The 18828-nt window shown below is 55.6% G+C and carries 10 protein-coding genes; 3 read left to right on the top strand and 7 right to left on the bottom strand.

Translation table 11 applies throughout. The features are described from left to right. The first annotated feature begins 280 nt into the window (after positions 1–280). Positions 281–2764 (top strand): outer membrane beta-barrel protein, encoded by a 2484-nt coding sequence (locus tag QZ554_RS00635; protein ID WP_297193408.1) that lies wholly within the window; start codon positions 281–283, stop codon positions 2762–2764. Positions 2765–2785: 21 nt separating this feature from the next. Next, on the top strand, positions 2786–3958 hold the full coding sequence (locus QZ554_RS00630) for an OmpA family protein (RefSeq protein WP_297193407.1): 1173 nt from the start codon (positions 2786–2788) through the stop codon (positions 3956–3958). Between the two features lie 735 nt (positions 3959–4693). Here QZ554_RS00630 and QZ554_RS00625 read toward each other — a convergent pair. The 7 genes from QZ554_RS00625 to QZ554_RS00595 all read right to left on the bottom strand — a co-directional run bounded on the left by QZ554_RS00625 (position 4694) and on the right by QZ554_RS00595 (position 16034). Next, positions 4694–6289 carry a RagB/SusD family nutrient uptake outer membrane protein gene (locus QZ554_RS00625; protein ID WP_297193404.1) on the bottom strand — a complete coding sequence of 532 codons (1596 nt, stop codon included), beginning with the start codon at positions 6287–6289 and terminating at the stop codon, positions 4694–4696. Positions 6290–6305: 16 nt separating this feature from the next. Then, on the bottom strand, positions 6306–9563 hold the full coding sequence (locus tag QZ554_RS00620) for a SusC/RagA family TonB-linked outer membrane protein (protein ID WP_297193402.1): 3258 nt from the start codon (positions 9561–9563) through the stop codon (positions 6306–6308). Positions 9564–10088: 525 nt separating this feature from the next. Further along, positions 10089–10235 carry a 50S ribosomal protein L34 gene (gene rpmH / locus QZ554_RS00615; RefSeq protein ID WP_297193400.1) on the bottom strand — a complete coding sequence of 49 codons (147 nt, stop codon included), beginning with the start codon at positions 10233–10235 and terminating at the stop codon, positions 10089–10091. Between the two features lie 81 nt (positions 10236–10316). Then, positions 10317–11405, bottom strand: a complete 1089-nt coding sequence (gene mutY / locus QZ554_RS00610) for an A/G-specific adenine glycosylase (RefSeq protein WP_297193398.1) — start codon at positions 11403–11405, stop codon at positions 10317–10319. After that, positions 11380–12360 (bottom strand): 6-phosphofructokinase, encoded by a 981-nt coding sequence (gene pfkA / locus QZ554_RS00605; protein ID WP_297193396.1) that lies wholly within the window; start codon positions 12358–12360, stop codon positions 11380–11382. Before pfkA ends, mutY begins: the two co-directional genes overlap by 26 nt. A 135-nt stretch (positions 12361–12495) precedes the next feature. After that, complete coding sequence (locus QZ554_RS00600) at positions 12496–15324, bottom strand: M16 family metallopeptidase (protein WP_297193394.1); 2829 nt, start codon at positions 15322–15324, stop codon at positions 12496–12498. Between the two features lie 131 nt (positions 15325–15455). Further along, positions 15456–16034 carry a Fic family protein gene (locus tag QZ554_RS00595; protein ID WP_297193392.1) on the bottom strand — a complete coding sequence of 193 codons (579 nt, stop codon included), beginning with the start codon at positions 16032–16034 and terminating at the stop codon, positions 15456–15458. 1434 nt (positions 16035–17468) lie between these two features. Between QZ554_RS00595 and QZ554_RS00590 the strand changes: the two genes are divergently transcribed. After that, positions 17469–18821 carry a Na(+)-translocating NADH-quinone reductase subunit A gene (locus QZ554_RS00590; protein ID WP_297193390.1) on the top strand — a complete coding sequence of 451 codons (1353 nt, stop codon included), beginning with the start codon at positions 17469–17471 and terminating at the stop codon, positions 18819–18821. Positions 18822–18828 lie beyond the last annotated feature (7 nt).

The following is an 18828-nucleotide window of genomic DNA, read 5'->3' as shown; positions in this document are numbered from 1 at the left end:
ATGAGGTGTCTCGTCAGCTTATCAGCTCTTCTGATGAGTCCTTCTTCTCAAAGGGGATAGTACCGTCTCACTACCCTTGATAGAGGAGATGGAAATAGGTGGCTAGGCAAACAAATCGCAACAATCGCAAACAAAGCAAGCACATTTGTTTTTATTTACTTGGGAGCTCCTTTGAAAGAGGATGCTCCGTAGAGTGAGAATTGGAATCTGCAGCCCGCTTAACTCAGATAGATTAAGAGGGTTTTGCTTCGCATAACATAGACAAATAATAGAGTAAAGTATGAAGAAATTGACACTTGTACTGAGTACTGCCCTCCTAGCAGGGCTTGGTACCGTAGCTCGTGCCCAGGTGCAGGACGTAAGCTTCACCGTGGCACCCGTAGTAGGCTACACGCACTGGGATAGCAAGCTAAACCTCGGAGACGCACCCTACTGGGGACTGCGTGCAGGCTTTGGCTTCGGCCCACTCTTCGAGGTGCGTGGTCTCTATGAGCGTAGCTTCGACCTCAAGGGGAAGGGTGAGTCTAGCCCAGCATGGCTAGCCAAGTGGCTAGATAAGCTGGAGGATGCCAACGCCGAGATCGAACGATTCGGCGGTGAGCTCAAGCTCAACCTCTGGTCCAACGCTATCGTCACTCCTTACCTCACAGCAGGTGGTGGGGTAATGAAGTTCACCTACACAGGTACGCCTCAGGCTGGTCTACCCGCTAGCTACAAGGAAGAGCAGATCTACGGAGCTGGAGGACTCGGTATCAAGCTGAACCTCGGCCAGCGTGTCGCTCTCTCACTCGAGGGACGTGACCTGATGTTCAATGTCAATCCTAACAACCGCTTCCTCAACGCTCCCACCAGCGGCGACAAGCTCCTGCACAACTGGACAGGGCAGGCTTCGCTCGACCTCTACTTCGGGGGCAGCGCTAATCGCCCAGCCGATGCCGTCTCCCGTGCCTATAAGAGCATGTACACGGGTGGCTTCCGTGGGCTCAAGTTCGCTATCGAGCCCGGTGTAGCTTACGTAGACTTCGCCGAGAGTACAGGCTTCTCGGATCAGTGGTTCTACGGGGGTAGCGCAGGGGTAGACTTCTCCTCGGTCTTCGGCTTGAGAGGGTTCTACTACATCGCTACCGAGCAGCCCAGCACGCTGAGCCTAGACGTCAATAAGGAGCTCGCTATGTACGGGGGTAACTTCATCGCTCGCCTCAACATGCCCCTCGGGCTCACCCCTTACCTCAATATCGGTGCAGGGTACCTCGACGCTAGCAAGCGTTATGTAGGCTCGGGCAACGGGGTAGACCCCAAGAGCGGTCTCTTCCTCTTCGGAGGTGCTGGTCTGGAGATCCCTCTCCACCGCTATGTCGCCCTCCACGGGAATGTCAATGCCATGCTTACCCAGCAAGGCAATCCGGACATCACGAACGTGACCTCTCCCCAGCAGGTGAAGGTAAGCACCTTCTATCAGGCAGGTCTGCGCATCAACCTCGGTCGCTCCGCACAGAGCGGTCGTGCTCTCTACGAAGACTACAGCGCAAACAATGTCTCCACAGCTGTAGCCCTAGCTAACGAAGCTAACCTCCGTGAGCTCAACGAACTCCGTGCCTCCTACGAGTCACGCATCAACAAGCTCAACAAGGAACTCGCCGAGGCCGTCTCCCGCCGTGACACCGTCACCGTGACACGCGTCCTACGTGAGAAGGAAGACCTCAGCGGACGTATCTCCTCTGTCGATAAGAGCACCAGCGAGCTCGCTGTCGCTCAGGCTCAGGAAGTAGCAGCTCCAGCAGCTATCGCCGCTGCTATCGCACCCTCTGCTGCAGCTACGACGACAGGTGCACGTACGGTCACTCTGACCACGAGCCAGTTCGAGCAGCTTGTCCGCCGTGTCATCAGCGAGGTGAACAAGGAAAACAAGGAGAAGAGCACCACCCTAGGTGTCTCTGAAGTCACCAACAGCAACCTCTCTGACCTCGACAAGATCCTCCTGCTGAACGCCCTCTATCAGGGTCAGTACCGCATGCATGGCCTCAACCTCCAGCCCCTACAGGCATACCCACAGGTAGCTCCTGTACAGCAGGCTCAGCCACAGCAGGTACAGGCTCAGCCACAGCAGCAGGCTGCCCAGGAGGCTGACAACAAGTCTGTAGATGCTAACATCGCTCTGATCAAGCGTCTCGACCAGGTCATCGACCGCCTAGATGCTATCAGCACCAGTCAGGCTAAGACCGCTAGCGCAACGACCTCTGCCGTCAATCAGATGACGACCCAGGCCCTCGCTGCTAGCGTGGCAAAGGACAACGACCGCCACATCATCGTCGCTGACCGTGACGACCGTGGACAGGTCTACGCTCAGGAGGTACGTGTACGTGAGGAATCACCTCTCCGCTTCCAGGGCTTCTCACTCTTCGCAGGTCCGAACTTCGGAGATGCCTTCGCCCTCAACATCGGAGGACGTGCTCACCTGCAGATCCGTGACACTCGCTTCGACCTCGTCCCTGACCTCTACATCGGGCTTGGTGAAGGCTCACACTTCGGGCTCAATGCCAACCTCCGCTACAACCTCCCCACCCTGCTGGATGGCGCTCTCAACCCCTACATCGGGGCTGGGCTCGGCTACAACAAGGTCGGAGGTACGGGTCGCTTCCTACCTAACTACGTGGTAGGTACGACGCTCAACAAGGTACTCGGTGGTGGGCTCTACATCGACTACACCGTCCGTGGTGCCTTCCGCAACAACCAGCTAGCAGTCGGCTACCGCTTCCACTTCTAGCCCAAGATCCTCGAGACACTGATGAAGTCCAGATCCCTCCTCATCGCCCTCTCCCTCCTCGCCACGGCGCATATAGGCAGTGCACAGAGCAGTGCACAGAGCACCGCCCAGAGCCCGGTGCGAGGAGCGCAGACGGCGCCAGACACGCTGATTACGCTGACGGAGGACGAGCTAGTAGCAGGACTACGTGCCATAGCTGAGGCCTACCGCACGAAGGAGACACCCCAGCGACAGAGCGAGCTCACGGCAGAGCAGCTACGACTGCTGAAGTTCCAGATGCTACTCAATGCGCTTGGGCTAGGCGCCCTCCCACAGGGTACAGCCTTTGTCCACCCACAGGTACAGCCTATCCACCCTCAGCCCACTGCTCACCCACAGCATAACCCACAGCGTTATCCACAGTACCCTGAGGCTTACTACTATCGTCAGTATGAGCCACAGAGTCGTACCACCCTATCCCAGGGCTCCGAGGCAACGGATGCCCGACTAGATCGTCTAGAGCAGATCCTACTCCTTCTGCTCCAGTCACGCTCTAACGACTCTCGTACGACCACGACCGTCCTGCCCAGCCGATCAAGCAAGTCAGGACGCACCATAGAGCGTACGACCGTCGTACAGGGTCAGCGGAACGACTCCCTCCTCTACCGCCTCCAGCAGGAGCTTGCTAGCCTACGTGCCTCCATCACCGAAGCACAGGCCATGGCTCAGCAGACACCTGCTCAGCCCCAGCAGACCCCAGCAGAGGCCGTGAAGGCGCTCCCGCCGGTCACCCCCGTGACGCCGGTCATGCCCCTGACGCCCCTGACACCTGCCCAGCCGATCGTCCGTACGGACACGATCGTGGAGATCGTAGAGCAGCCCGAGAACCCCAATATGCTCCAGAGGTGGCAGGTCTTCTTCGGAGTCGGGCAGAGCAAGCTCTCGGCGGAGAGTCAGCAGACCCTCGACAGAGCCATACAGGCGCTGAACTATCGCACTACGACTAAGGTCACCCTGACAGGCTATGCCTCCCCCGAGGGGAATGCAGACCGCAACGACCTACTCTCCCTGCGTAGAAGTCGTGCCGTGCGCACCTACCTCCTGAACCACGGCATCACTCCAGATCGTATCGAGAGTGTCGCCGGAGGTGTCGATCACCAAGCGGAAGAGCATGTCTCTGCCCGCCGTGTAGACATTGTCCTGAGAGAGAAGTAGCACTAGACAACATATACAGATACGCCCCGCCCACTCCTCGGCAAGAGACAAGAGTCTCTCCGAGGAGTGGGCGGGGCGATTTTATTGGCAGCTCTCTCCTTCGCTTGATTTCCTATGGGTTAGCTTTCACAGACCAAACCATCAGGTCGCCTAGCTACCCCAGCTCCAGCTCCCCCCAGAGTAACCGCCTTCACAAAGCAGCTCCTTTACACACTGCACTCCTACTTGAGGTGGGAACCGCCCCCTCATTCAAGGAAGCGAGCAACATACACCCTAGCTCACCCCCACCTACCTACCATCGACTATTACCCTAGCCCTCCGACTCCAGCTGTAGAGCCGATACACAATAGGCCTCTAGGCGAGTGGTAGAAATGAGCGATAATACGGATAGAGAAATGAAGAAGGAAAAGAGAGGAGTATAGAGAAAGGGGTAAAGGAGGGTTCGGAAGAAGAATATAGAGTAGTTACCACACAACGATGATAAGCGAGCACAAGAGAGAAAAGTAAGAGAGAAAGCATCGCCCTTACCCCCAAAGGACTAATCGGAAAGAGAGCGAGAATGTGGAGATAGATGGGCTATGGAAGGATAAGTGCAAGCAAGAGCAGAGAAAAAACAATAGGGGGAGGAGACAGGGGCTTACCAAAAGGAACTGCGCCAGCCCTACACAGATGGTAGGACTGGCACAGCAAACAGATCAGTAATAGGAACGTATCTTTTGCTTATTCAATCAAGCCTTAAGGATTCTGTTCGCAGAGCTTATTCCCGACGATTTCCTGATAGGGGATGGAGAACTGCCAGCGTGGGTCGTCCATCGTCGTCGGTATATCCGAAGCGTTGGTACCCGAGTTACGTTCGATAGCGACCTTGTAGGCATTCAGTCCGACGAAGGTCTTTATGATATCGAAGTTGGCTGCCTCTAGGCGCTTAGGAGGCGTCCCTAGGCGCTTCATATCGAAGAAGCGGACACCCTCATAAATCAGATCCATACGCTTATGCAGTAGGATCTTATCGAGGAGTGCTGTCCCCGTCTCCGTGGGCTGGGTGAAGTCCGCATCACGGGTCTTGACGATCGTATAGAGGGTCTTCTGAGCATCGCTCTCCTCGCCTAGGCGAGCCTGAGCCTCGGCTAGGATATAGTACATCTCAGCCACACGCATGACGACCACATCCCCGAAGGAACTCTTAGGTCCTTGAGCCTTGAACTTAATACATTGCCCTGTGACTTCCCATTCATTAGCCCCCTTAGCAACCTTGAAATACTCTGGGGCTGCATCGTCAGGGATCTTATCCCCAAGATCCGCACAGACGAACCACTTGCGGCGGACATCCTTCGCCCCGAGCTGATTGTAGAGGGTACGATTGACTGCGAACCTCAGGCCTCTATTATGAGCATTGAAGTTGTAGCCGTACTGTGCATAGAAGCTATTGAAGAAGTAGTTCTGATCCTCCGCCTGGCGATAGCCCCACATCCACTCAGGAGCAGTATAGTCATTGAAGCCCTTGGTGAGAGAGGCTCCATTTAGGCTATGTGTCTGATCAGCGATAGCAGCCTGAGCATACGTCTTTGCCTGGGCATAGTCGGCCTTACACATCGCGACTCGAGCTGCGATACCTGCGACGACGGAGTAGGTCAGGTGATTGCGTGTCTCACGTTGTTCCGTGGGTGGCTTGAGCTCGTCCATAGACGCCTTGAGGTCTGCCTCGATCTGGTCGTAGACGGCAGCCACAGTAGCCCGAGGGGCGGGATCATACTGTGTGGCGTAGTTCGCATCCGTACGCAGGATGACCCCGAGGTCTTGGCTCGCTGTGGAGGCATCGTACCTCTTGGAGAAGAGCTGTATGAGACAGTGGTAGGCATAAGCTCTAAGCCCAAGGGCCTCGCCATAAGCATACTTTACCGCAGCCTGCAAACGCTCCTCCTTCGAAAGATAGTTCTTGTAGCTGTAGATGGCTGTATTAGCCTGCTGGATGATGGTGTAGTAGCTGTCCCAGGCCTTATAGTTGATCCGTTCTCCTTCCTTTGACCAGCGATGGTCTGTCCAGCGGTATACTCCCATGTAGTATGCTGCACGAGAATTGATGACGTCATCACCAATCATATCGAGCTGATAGTTGAGCGATGGGATACCGACGCCAAAGGCCTGCCCAAAGTTATAGGAGTACATCATATTATGTATCCCATTTACTAGGGCGATGACCCCAGTAGGGGTGTGCTCAGCGACCCCTTCGCCCACGGAGCTCGTCGGAGCTGTATCGAGATAGTCCCCCTTACAGGAGGTAAGGGCAAGGGCTCCGAGGGAGCAAACTAGGATATATCTGAAGAGTTTCATAATGATCACAGTCTAGTTAGAATGTTACTTTCAGAGAGGTCGTGAAGGTACGAGCGATGCTGTACCCAGCAGCTCCCAGGACACCAGTGTAGTCATCCATGGGGTTCATCCCTCTACGGGCAGAGATGAGGAAGATATTCTCGGCAGCAGCACCTATGGCGATCCCCTTTAGGCCAAGCTTCTTGGTGAACACCTCAGGGACGACGTAGTTGAGGGAAACATTCTTCAGTGCAAGGGCAGAGGAGGAGGTGAGGAAGCGGTCGGAGGTAAGGGTAGAGTACTCCTTGCTCTGAGCTGTGAGAGCCGGTACGTCGGTGATATCCCCAGGCTTCTTCCAGGCTCTGTAGAGGTCCTTGTGCATGGCACGTCCTCCAGCGAGGTCGCGAGCCATCAGATCCTGATAAGCACCATCATAGGTCTTACCCCCGAGCTGATAGGAGAAGCTTGCACTCAGGGTAATCCCCTTATAGGAGACCGAGGTCGAGAAGCCCCCGTAGACGTCGGGGATAGATGTGCCGGCGAAGTGCTTCTTGGCCTTCAGCCCATCCTTGGTGTAGGTAGCCCACTCCTTGTTATTGACCCCTGGTTCGCTGGGATACTTTTCCTTGTCGAGGCGGTACATTGCACGTCCGTCGGCAGGGTCTACCCCGAGGTACTCATTGAGGTAATATTCGTAGCGGCTACGTCCCTCCATGTACTTGTAGTAGGACGTCTCGATACCATCATCTCGGTTGGCATCTGGTAGGCGAAGGATCTTGTTCTTGAGGAACGTAGCGTTAGCTCTGACGCTCCACTCGAAGTCCTTGAGGCTAAGGACTGTGACCGAGAGGTCGGCCTCGATACCATAGTTACGTACCTTACCGATATTCCTCGTCTGAGAGCTCACACCAGAGGAGGCAGGGAGCTTGTAGCCGAAGAGGAGGTCACGAGACTCCTTATTGAAGAACTCGACCGTACCACGTACCCGCTTGAAGAGGGCGAAGTCCAGTGCTATATCTGAGTTCATCTGAGACTCCCAGACGAGGTCTTTATTCCCGAAGGTAGACATGCCTAGCCCGGGCTCGTTGTAGTTGCTCCTAGACAGGCTATATAGGGTCTGATAGGGGTAGTAGCCCGAGAGACCGTCATTCCCTGTAGCCCCGATCGAGGCACGGAGCTTGAGCTCATTGACCCACTTAACATCCTTCATGAAGGCTTCGGAGGAGACGTTCCACCCAGCACCGACAGACCAGAAGTTCCCCCAGCGGCGGTTACGAGCAAAGCGAGAGGAGCCATCTCGGCGGTAGGAGGCGGAGAGGTTGTACCGCCCATCGTAGCTGTAGTTGATACGTCCGAAGTACCCCTCCTTACGGTAGGTAGCGGTATTGGAGCTTAGAGCTACGATCCTATTGTAGGCGGAGAGTTCGTCGGTCTCTACGAGCTTGAGGTTATCCTTCTGCCCCTCGAGCTCAGCGTAGACGTAGTCATAGTTCTCGTGCCCGATCAAGCCCTCGAACTCGTGCTTGTCGATGGTCTTCTGGTAGGAGAGGAGTTGGTTGAAGGTCAGTGAGGTCTCGCGGTAGGTACCGTATGTGAGCATCCCCTGAGGCTGGTCACCCATGACGTTATTACGGCGGTGCTTGCTCTTTGCGTTCGTCAGATCATAGGAGAGCGTCGTCTGGAACTTCAGCCCCGTGATCGGCTTGATCTCTACGAAGGCTCGGGTGTTGATAGCATCCTTCTCAGACAACTTGAGGTCTCTGAAGGAGGTCTCGATAGCATTGAAGCCAGGAGCGTAGGGGCGTCCCTTAGAGTGGTCGTAAATACGATCCTTTGGCTGGAGTACGTTATTCTTCTCATCCACGTACTGCCCCTTTTCATTGCGCAGGTGCATCGGATAGATAGGAGCGATGTTCTGCACGAAGTTCGGCATATTAGAGGTGTAGGAGCCGAGTGTCCCAGGGGACTGGGCATGGGTATGAGCAAAGCTCACACTACCACCGAGGGTCAGGTAGCTGCGTACGTCGTAGCTGAGGTTAGCACGTCCCGTGTAGCGCTTGAAGTTCGTCTTCACTAGGAAGCCATTCTCATCTAAATAGCCCAGCGAGATGAAGGACTTCATACGCTCGGTATTCATCCCACCACTGAGGGTATATTCCTGGCGATATCCATTCTTATATAGAGCCTTTTCCCAGTCGAGGTCGTCTCCCCATAGGAGGCCATTGATCTCAGGGTTCATCTGCCCATTGGGCATCATGATGGCAGGGATAGGTTTCTTATTTACATCATAGGTCTTGGAGAGCTCGTATTCCCCAGCGTTATTGAGCTGGTACCAAGTATTAATCCCAGCATAGGGATTGTACTTGAGGCTCTCATATACGTCGAGGGCAGCCTGCTGCTTGATATAGGTCTGCCAGTCGTCCTCGGACATACCATTGGGCTTGCGGGCATTGAGATTGTAGTGGTTGTACCACTGCTGCCAGCGGAGCTTGTAGTGATCCATGACCCCGACCCGATCATAAGAGGGCAGACCACGCTGGGAGAAACCCTGGTGCATCGAGAAGGTAAAAGTGGGGATACCCTGAGAGGCTCCCATTGCGCCACGCTTGGTCGTCACGAGGATGACCCCGTTCCCTGCGCTCGAGCCGTAGAGGGCTGTAGAGGCAGCGTCCTTGAGGATAGCGAGGTTTTGGATATCTTCGGCTGGAATCTCAGAGAGCGAGCCATGGAAGACAGCACCATCGACGACGATCAGAGGGCTGGAGGAGGCATTAATTGAGCCGAAGCCTCGGATACGGATAGCTGCTCCCGAGCCAGGCTGACCTGATGTGGTCGTGACCTGTACCCCTGGGGCAGCTCCAGCTAGCGCGGAGGAGACGTTGGCTACTGGACGGGAGGCCAGCTGCTTGGCACCGAGGGAGGCCTGTGCCCCCACGAGGCTCTGCCTCTTCTGAGTACCGTAGGCCACGATGACGACATCATCCGTGACAATATCCTCCGAGGCTAGAGTAATCTTCAGAGGTGTAGTCGCGATGGGGACCTTCTGCGTGATATGACCGATACAGCTAATCGTTAGGGTTCGTGAGCCTTCTGGCACCTTGATTGTGAAGTGTCCATTGACATCTGTGACCACTCCTGTTCCAGGGTAGTCTGTACACACGACACTCGCACCGATGAGCGGCTCCTTGTCCATCGCAGAGAACACAGTACCCGTCACTGTGATCTGCTTCTTCTGCGCCCAAGCTACTCCTAATGCTAAGAAGAGGAATAGTAGGGTTAGTACGCTTTTTCTCATGAGTCTGTAGTTGTTAGTGTTCGATATTCGTCTTGTTTATTCCCGATGTTTATCTAGTTGGTTATTTCTTATTTTCTTGATCCTTCTATTCTTCCCCTCCCTAGTTTGCCCCCTTTCTTATATAAAAGTACCCTAGGGAGCGCCCTTTCTTTAAGCCCCAGTAATAGTCTCACCCTCTATTGCTAGCAAATGTATGTATTTTACCCTAGAAAAAGAACATATTACCAAAATTAAATTATTAACGAAGTCAATATACTAAAAACAAACAGGTTACCTCCTACCCAATCATCAGACATTAGGCTTTCCATACACCACCCTTAGGGTTAAACCTCGCTTTAGTCCTATGTTAATCAATAAATTAGATAAGGATAAATGCTCATACGACTTTACATACAAGCCCCTTAATAACAGTGGAGATCCCCCTCCTCCCACTCGAAGGGACACAATAAAGGCTAAGGGTGTCTGTCGAACTGATCGACAGACACCCTTAGTCTTTAATACAGGATATGTAGAGAGAGAAGTGGCCTAGTACTCGTCAGAGACGCTTAGCTTGGCACGACCCTTAGCACGGCGAGCGGCTAGTACACGACGACCATTAGCGGTAGCCATACGTGAGCGGAAGCCATGCTTGTTCTTTCTCTTTCTGTTCGATGGTTGGAACGTTCTTTTCATCTTACTTGTCTAGCTATATTTATTCGTACGATTCTATTCTATGCTGATGCAAAGCAAATTGAGCCACAAAGATAGCGAATTTTATCTAATCTTATCCAGCAGCCTTTGGATGAGGACAGGGAAGGCATAGCTCGCCTGCTCCTCCTCGGCGATTACTTGGTAGTCGGGGATGGAGGTGAGACCTGCGCACTCTATCAGGAAGAGCGAGGCATAGATCTGCCTATGCGAGAGCCTATGGGCATGGGTGGCGAGGGGCACGGGATGAAAGCGAGGAGAGCGAAGGCAGGCGATCAGCTGAGCGAAGTCCTTCGTCTCACTAAGAGCCTCTACGCTTAGTGGCTCCTCCCCCGACTCGATGAGCGGATATTCATAGAGTCCGTGCCAGATGTCTCGCCCCTGACGTCTGCGGATAAGACAGCGAGTACCATCCTCACCCTCGATCCGAACGAGGAAGTAGTTCATATACCGAGGGAGTACACGTGTGCGCCCCTGCTTGATAGGTAGCTGCTCCTGCACGCCTTGGCGGCGAGCCTCGCAGTAGTCTCCGACAGGGCACTCACCGCAGCGAGGACGACGAGGCAGGCACACGAGGGCACCTAGCTCGATGAGCCCCTGATTGTGCCGGCTGGGGTGCTGGCGATCAAGGAGTGCCTCAGCTAGTGCCCAGTAGACCTTCTGTCCAGCAGGAGTATCGATCGGATCGCTAAGGGCAAAGAGACGGCTGAACACACGATACACATTCCCATCCACGGTCGGATAAGGTAGATCGTAGGCGAAGGAAAGGATAGCTCCACGGGTATAGGGCCCGACACCAGGCAGACGACTCAGCTCCTCGGGGGTACGAGGGAGCTCACCCCCATAGTCGGAGACGATGATCTGTGCAGCTCGCCTTAGGTTGCGTCCTCGGGAGTAATAGCCTAGCCCCTGCCAGAGCAGGAGTACCTCATCCTCCGAGGCTTGGGCTAGATCCTCCACACTGGGGAAGGCCTCGATGAAGCGATGGTAGTAGCCCATCCCCTGCTCCACCCGAGTCTGCTGTAGGATGACCTCGGAGAGTAGGATATGATAGGCAGAGACCGCTTGACGCCAAGGTAGGGGACGATGGTAGGCATCATACCACGCCCCGAGCTCAGTCTGTATAGACCTATATAGAGAGGATACGGAGGGCATCTACCAGATCCTCGTCGATGGGCTTGTTCTTCTTTATCGCCTTGGAGAAGGGGACGTAGACGAGAGCATCATTGACGATCCCGATCATCACGTTACGCTGCCCCTCCAGCAGAGCATCTATAGCGGCCACACCCATACGGCTGGCTATAATGCGGTCTTGTGCGCTGGGAGAGCCTCCACGCTGTATGTGGCCGAGGATGACGACACGCACGTCGAACTGTGGGTATTCCTTCTCGACACGCTCCGCAACCTTCATTGCACCTCCCGTACTCTCACTCTCTGAGACCAGCACGATACTACTATTCTTCGTCTTACGAAAGCCGTTCTCGATCGTCTCGGCTAGTTGGTCCTTCTCGAAGGCATATTCGGGGATGATAGCAGCCTCTGCCCCCGAAGCAATAGCCCCATTGAGAGCCAGGAAGCCAGCCTCTCGTCCCATGACCTCGACGAAGAAGAGACGCTCGTGCGAGGAGGCGGTGTCACGGATCTTGTCCACTGCCGAGACGATGGTGTTCAGGGCAGTGTCGTAGCCGATGGTGAGGTCGGTTCCATAGAGATCATTATCGATCGTCCCCGGTAGACCTACTATGGGTATATCATACTCCTCGGCGAACTCCCGAGCCCCCGAGAGCGACCCATCGCCCCCGATGACGACGAGGGCATCGATCCCATGAGCACGCATCGTCTCATAGGCCACTGCCCGACCCTCGGCGGTACAAAACTCGGAGCAACGAGCCGTCTTGAGGATCGTCCCCCCTCGCTGTACGATGTTGCTCACATGCTGCGTCTCGAAGTCCTCGATCTCCCCCGTGATCAGTCCCTTATATCCTCGGTAGATCCCCTTGACACGTATGCCGTGGTAGATCGCCGTGCGGGTCACGGAGCGTATGGCAGCATTCATCCCAGGGGCATCGCCCCCCGAGGTTAGCACCCCGATACACTTGATGGTAGCCATATCTACATTCTCTGTCTTAATTCTACTTATTGTTCCTTTCTCTGTATACAAAGATACACCATTCACAGAGCCTTCGCACCCTACTCTCCCTGCCTCATCCTTCTCTTCGAGGGGTGGAGGGGAGGTAGCCCCCTGCTAGTTACGAGACTGTGGGACGATGGAGTAGATCAGGTGGCGAGAGGGATTGAGCACGGCATGGATCGTCTTACAGAGCTCCTCGGGGGTAATCGAGCGAAGGAGCTCCTCGTAGAGCTGGAAGTCCTCTAGCTGCTCCCCATTGCGCACGAGCCCGAGTAGGACCGTCTGCCACTCACTGGTGTTGCTCTCGGTGAGAGCCTCCCGCTTGTTGATGAGGAAGGTACGGCGAATATCGGCTAGCTCTTGCTCCCGAGCAGGCTTTGTGCGAAGCTCCTCCACCAGCTCCTCGATGAGGCGACAGGCCAAGGGGGCATTCTCCGGCTGCACAAGGGTCTCTAGGCGCAGGGAGACAAAGGGACGAGGCCCGGGACGATAGTCCATATAGAGGTAGGGGGAGTAGATGATCCCTGCCTCGGAGCGTAGACGAGCGATCAGACGTCCTCGCAGGAGCTCACGTAGCGTCTTCAGCTGGAGGGAGGTGCGCAGGTCTGGGGTATAGCTCCCATAGTATATATTGTGTAGGAGGGTCTGATCGGCTTGGTCGGCCTCTAGGGTAATGACGGTCTCGGGACGAGAGGTGCGAAGGCACTCCTCGGGATAGGGACTAAGGGATCGGCGAGGAAGCCCTGCGAAGACATCGCTGATCTCATGGAGCATCTCCTCTAGGTCAAACCGCCCTACGACGACCACCGTCAGCCCCTCGGTGCGTGACCACTGATCTCGGTGATAGGCGACCATCCTATCCAGGCTCAGCGCCTGGATCTGCTCGCGGGTCTCGGGCTCACGCTGTGGCACGTACGTCCCCAGCACACTGTCGATGAGGCGGAGCATCCTGCGGTCAGGCTGTCGGTGTAGCATCTGCTCCAGCCGTGAGGGGCGACCGACCTCACTCAGCTGTCCCTGACGAATGTCCTCGAAGTCTGCATAGGCACGCTCGGGGCGAAGCATCTTCTCCCGCATCAGTCGTAGCAGAGGATAGGTCTCCTTGGTAGGAGCAGAGCCTAGGAGTGTCCCCCAGTCCATCGCCTCCGTGAGGGTCATCGAGACACCATGATCATATAGATAGCTCATGAGGCTATCACGGCTGGGGATAGCCTCGATCCCCCCGAGCTCCATGTAGGCAGCGAGCGAAGGTACCTGTAGCTGTAAGCTATCTGGTATGGCACGCAGACCTCGGGGCTGGTTGATAGCGATACGCACCAGCGAGTCGGCATCAGAGAGGGGGCGAAGGATGAGGCGAATCCCATTGGGCAAGAAAGCCTCTGTGACCCCAATCCCCTCGTACGTCCTGCGGGATAAGATGTGCGCCCTAGGCGTGCGCCCTGCGGTAAGGACAGCTGGCGTAGGGCTAAGATTCTGCTGGGGCTTTTCCTCCTCCTTAGGGGTATAGCGAAGGAGCGAACGGCGGGTCTGAAGTCCCATCTGTATGGCTTGGCGTAGGCTCGCCGTCGTCGGGGGCTGCTGCCCCTTGAGCAGGGGATTATGGCTATAAGCTACGAGGGCATTCCCCTGCACGATACGCTGATACTCGGCCAGATAGGGCTGGAGCTCCTCCACTCGTACCGCATCGATACGTCGGGAGAGCGACTTGACCTCATCGTCGGTCTTGAGGAAGAGGTCTCCATGCAGGATCTCGTCCACATAGTAGTCACACCAGCTGGAGGAGGGAGTAGCGTCGCCTAGGGCGAAGAGACTGGCCTTGGCACGCTCCTTTAGTTCGGTGAGTTCTCGGGGGCTGATTGTCCCGGGACGCTGGAGCGCACTCAGGGCACTCAGGGCATGACGGATGTCACGGAGTAGGCTCATCGTCAGATCACCCTCTAGCGTGAGAGCCAGATGGCTAGTGCGCCCTAGATACCAGTGATCTGTGAGCTTAGCCCCCTGTATGAGATCTGTGCGGTGTGCCCAGGCACGCAGTGCCATACGCTGGATGAGAGTCTGCAGGAGCTCATCCTCTGTACGTGAGGGTGGGGTGCGATGGGGAAAGATAAGGTCTAGGGTAGCGGTCGAGAGGAGGGTGTCGGCTAGCGCAGAGTGCGTGTACTCGGGGTCGTAGACCAGCTCCCCCTCCTCCAGCGGCGGGGTAGGTCGTGCGGGTAGGTCGGCAAAGGTCTTCTTCAGCAAAGCCTCCGTGCGCTGAGGATCCACATCCCCCACGATGAGCACTGTCGCTAGGCTAGGTGTGTACCAGCGCTGATAGAAGCGTCGTATGGTGCCCACCCGCACCCGGTCAATATCCTCAGGCGTACCGATGGGTAGGCTCCGTCCGTAGGCACCCCGACCGATCTTGAGGCTATAGAAGGGGTCGGGAGCCTCGTAGGCACGGATCTCCTCTCGGATGACCCCCCGCTCCCGATCCATAGCTAGACTGTCCAGCTGTAGACCCGAGAGCCAGTCTCGCATGATGAGCATTGCGGAGTCTAGGACAGCCCTACCATCGAGCGGTAGGGACATCATATAGACGGTGCGGTCGTGCCCCGTCAGAGCATTGAGCCCGATCCCGTAGCGTACCCCGAGGCTCTCGGTGTAGCGGGTGATTCCCTGCCCGGGGAAGTGCTTGCTCCCTGCGAAAGCTAGGTGCTCTAGGAAGTGCGCTACCCCCTCCTCACCTGGCTCCTGCACACCAGAGCCAAGGCGAAGGACGAGACGGCACTCTGCCTTCTGCCGTGGCTCTGCATTGCGCCTAATGATGTAGCTTAGTCCGTTAGGTAGCTGACCTCGTGCCTCTTGGGCATGAGTATATCCTTCGCCGAGATTAAATGCACCGACGAGGATCAGGAGCCACAGCCATAGCCCCTGCCATCTCGATTGATCTTTATCTTGCATGTCGTCCTCTATCCACCTATCGTATATGAGGCGCTCGTAGTAGGGACGTATGGTGACACGTCCCTACTATGAGTACTATCATATATAAACGGCTGGGCTATACCTTTTTGTTGCCCTCGAGGACAATATCACTACTTCTTGGTAGTGCTCTCCTTGTTACTATCCGCCTCTAAGAGCTCGTAGCGGAAGGACTGCTCGAGTCCCCGATAGATGATCTCACTATCATCCACCTTGCCGGTAAGAGCTGGGCTAAGGAGGGTACGCAGGATGAGGTCGTTCATCGGACTGCGCTCTATGGCCTGCTGGTACTCATCACGATCGATCATACGCCAGTCGATGATTAGTCCGAGTCGCTGGCGCAGAATGAGGTTAAGCCAGATACGTCTCGTAGGTCCATTACCAAAGAGGAAGGGGTGGGCAATATACATCTCCACGTACTTAGAGATGATCTCTCTAAAGGTACTCTCGGGCATACGATCAATGACAGGTAGGATAGCCTCAAGATACAGATGCCCTGCGAAGCGGAAGGCACCTCGATAGCTATTGACCTCACGTAGCCTACCCGCCTCGTCACAGAGGCCGTGGAAGAGTGCTCGGTGGATGGCACACAGCCCTGCGGAGGTACCGACCTCGATTTGGTCGATCTTCCCCGACTCAAAGAGCTGGATTGCTCGCTCCAAGGCTTGGGTATTAGTGTCACTAGTCTTCATTGCCTATGCTTAGATTTATAGTTTATAGATATATCTCCTACAAAGATAGTAAGATCAGCCATGCATCACTCCTCGCCCTCCGCCATCACCTATCCCTACTCCACCCAGCTCTACACCGACCTCACAGCCCCACAACCTACCCCTGCCCTACTCCACCCAGCCCTACCACACACCTCACTGCCCCACCACCAGCACCTGCCCTACTCCACTACTCGGCTATCTATCCTAGATCCGCCTACCCTACCTATGTGCACACGACTCCCTATCCACTCCTGCACTCTCACCTGCTACACATACTATCCCGCACACTGCACACACCGCACACACCGCACACACCGCACACACGCCACACCGCCCTGCCCATCTCCCCCACAGATGTACCATGCCACCTATATCCTATAGGCACTACCATACAGCCCTACCTAGGACACCTCTATCCTCCATTTAGCTCAGATACCTTTATTGGACTTATTAGACCTATTGCACCTATTAGACCTATCCCTACTCGGGCTAGGGTAGGGCAGGTAGTCGGTGTAATAGGTCTAATACCTCCGTAGTCCCCTCGGATAAGCCCCTCTCGCAGACCCTGCGGTGGATATCCACCCACACTCCCACCCTCCTGCAGACCGTGCAGTGGACACCTACCCGCCATCCTACCCTCCTGCAGACCCTGCGGTGGACACCTACCCGCCCTCCTACCCCCCCACTGAACCACCACGGTGGTGGATACAGAGCCCTAGCACATACTATCGTCGAGGGATATTAGACCTATTGCACCTATTAGACCTACATCCCATCTCCCCCCTACCCCTAGTCGCTCATCGCTCCCTTTCCGAGAGCCCTCCTAGAGGTGCGTTGAGCCCCCTAGGAGAGAACTCGGTATGTCCGCTGTAATCACCTTACATAGGTGACGGGAACGATCATTATATGTTCGCCTCCCCGCTCTCGGTAAGAGCGCAGTCATCACCTTACATAGGTGATTAGGGCGGATATTATATGTCCTATATCCCCCTTCTCGGCACGTCCTATCCCACCCCCTCGTAGTGTCCGAGACAGAGGGAGTTAGCTCGGAGAGATGACCCTCCCAGTGGCGGTGTGTACACCTCCCCTGCTGGGAAGCAGGCAGAGCGACATCGTGGAGAGCAGGCCCCCTCGCCAAGGTGATAGGCATCCCCTATGAGAGGCGCAGAGCCCTCCTAGCGAGTAGTATCACTGGCCGAACAGATACCACGTACCCAAGCTGGCGTATACCATGATTATATACGCACGCGCGTGAGAGGGCTCTGCAGGTAGCGAGAGGACGGGGGTAGACTTTTTGCCACCTTGGGATGGGAGTACCCTTATTGACCTACCTTATTGTAGGTACTATCTGACAAAGATTATGTACTTTTGTAGCCATAATAATTTAACTAAACATATCATCAATCACGTGTTATGCCGAACATTATCACGATAAAGAAAGGACTGACGCTGAATCTGAAGGGAAAGGCCGAGGAGGTAGAGCTTGCAGCCCCTGCAAGAGGCACTTCCTATGCCCTCTCTCCTGATGATTACATCGGGTTCGTCCCTAAAGTGATCGTTCAGCCTGGAGATCGGGTACAGGCAGGGGATGCCCTCATGTACCACAAGCAGATCCCCGAGCTAAAATTAACCTCCCCAGTCAGTGGTGAGGTGGTCGCTGTCCACCGCGGTGCTAAGCGCAAAGTGCTGAGCGTAGAGGTGAAGCCCGATACGACTATCGAGTACAAGCACTTCGCTACCGAAGGGCTCAAGGGGATGGAACGCTCGAAGGTACTGTCCCTCCTGCTAGAGAGTGGAATGTTCAGCTTCTTCAAGCAGCGCCCCTACGACCGTCTGGCCAACCCCAATGCCGAGCCTAGGGACATCTTCGTCACGGCGAACTTTACCGCCCCCCTCGCCCCTAAGTTCAGCTACCTCGTGCAGGGTCGGGAGGATGAGCTACAGCTCGCCCTAGATGCCCTCACCAAGCTGACCACAGGTAAGGTCTACGTAGGTGTAGGCGCAGGTGAGCTAACGGGTCTACAGGGCGTAGAGCGTGTCGAGGTACGTGGGCCACACCCCGCAGGCCTCGTCGGTGTGCTGATCAACCACACCGCCCCCATCAACAAGGAAGAGACCGTCTGGACGCTCAAGGCTACCGACCTACTCGTCATCGGTCGCTTCCTCAAGACTGGTAAGGTAGACTACAGCCGCACGATCGCCCTCACGGGCTCGGAGGCTAAGGAAACAGGCTACGTAAAGGTCCTACCCGGAGCACGCTTCGAGGAGGCTCTAGCTGGTCGCCTAGGCAAGAAGGGTGCGCACGAACGCATCATCGAGGGCGATGTCTTCACGGGCGTCAAGGTCGATGAGGAGCACGAGCGCATGAGCCTCGGCATAGACCAGATCACCATCATCCCCGAGGGTGATGATGTCCACGAGCTCTTCGGCTGGGCACTGCCCCGTCTGAAGGAGTACAGCCACAGCCGCAGCTACTTCTCCTGGCTCATGCCCAAGAAGGAGTATACACTGGATGCGCGTGTCAAGGGTGGTCGTCGTGCGATGATCATGAGTGGCGAATACGACCGAGTGTTCCCTATGGATATCTACCCTGAGTTCCTCCTCAAGAGCATCATTGCCTTTAACATCAACGACATGGAGGCACGTGGGATCTACGAAGTGGCTCCCGAAGACTTCTCCGTCTGCGAGTTCGTTGATACCTCTAAGATCCCCCTACAGCAGATCGTACGCCAGGGGCTGGATGAGCTGTATAAGGAGATGAACTAACACGAAA

Source organism: uncultured Porphyromonas sp., assembly GCF_915070105.1.
GTDB lineage: Bacteria > Bacteroidota > Bacteroidia > Bacteroidales > Porphyromonadaceae > Porphyromonas.
Note: the sequence above shows the minus strand (reverse complement) of the source record. Positions and strands in the feature narration are given on the sequence as shown.

Bases quoted from the DNA above. Each gene is read 5' to 3' on its own strand.
- QZ554_RS00635 (WP_297193408.1), top strand. From the start codon at position 281: ATGAAGAAATTGACACTTGTACTGAGTACTGCCCTCCTAGCAGGGCTT.
- QZ554_RS00630 (WP_297193407.1), top strand. From the start codon at position 2,786: ATGAAGTCCAGATCCCTCCTCATCGCCCTCTCCCTCCTCGCCACGGCG.
- QZ554_RS00625 (WP_297193404.1), bottom strand. From the start codon at position 6,289: ATGAAACTCTTCAGATATATCCTAGTTTGCTCCCTCGGAGCCCTTGCC.
- QZ554_RS00620 (WP_297193402.1), bottom strand. From the start codon at position 9,563: ATGAGAAAAAGCGTACTAACCCTACTATTCCTCTTCTTAGCATTAGGA.
- rpmH (WP_297193400.1), bottom strand. From the start codon at position 10,235: ATGAAAAGAACGTTCCAACCATCGAACAGAAAGAGAAAGAACAAGCAT.
- mutY (WP_297193398.1), bottom strand. From the start codon at position 11,405: ATGCCCTCCGTATCCTCTCTATATAGGTCTATACAGACTGAGCTCGGG.
- pfkA (WP_297193396.1), bottom strand. From the start codon at position 12,360: ATGGCTACCATCAAGTGTATCGGGGTGCTAACCTCGGGGGGCGATGCC.
- QZ554_RS00600 (WP_297193394.1), bottom strand. From the start codon at position 15,324: ATGCAAGATAAAGATCAATCGAGATGGCAGGGGCTATGGCTGTGGCTC.
- QZ554_RS00595 (WP_297193392.1), bottom strand. From the start codon at position 16,034: ATGAAGACTAGTGACACTAATACCCAAGCCTTGGAGCGAGCAATCCAG.
- QZ554_RS00590 (WP_297193390.1), top strand. From the start codon at position 17,469: ATGCCGAACATTATCACGATAAAGAAAGGACTGACGCTGAATCTGAAG.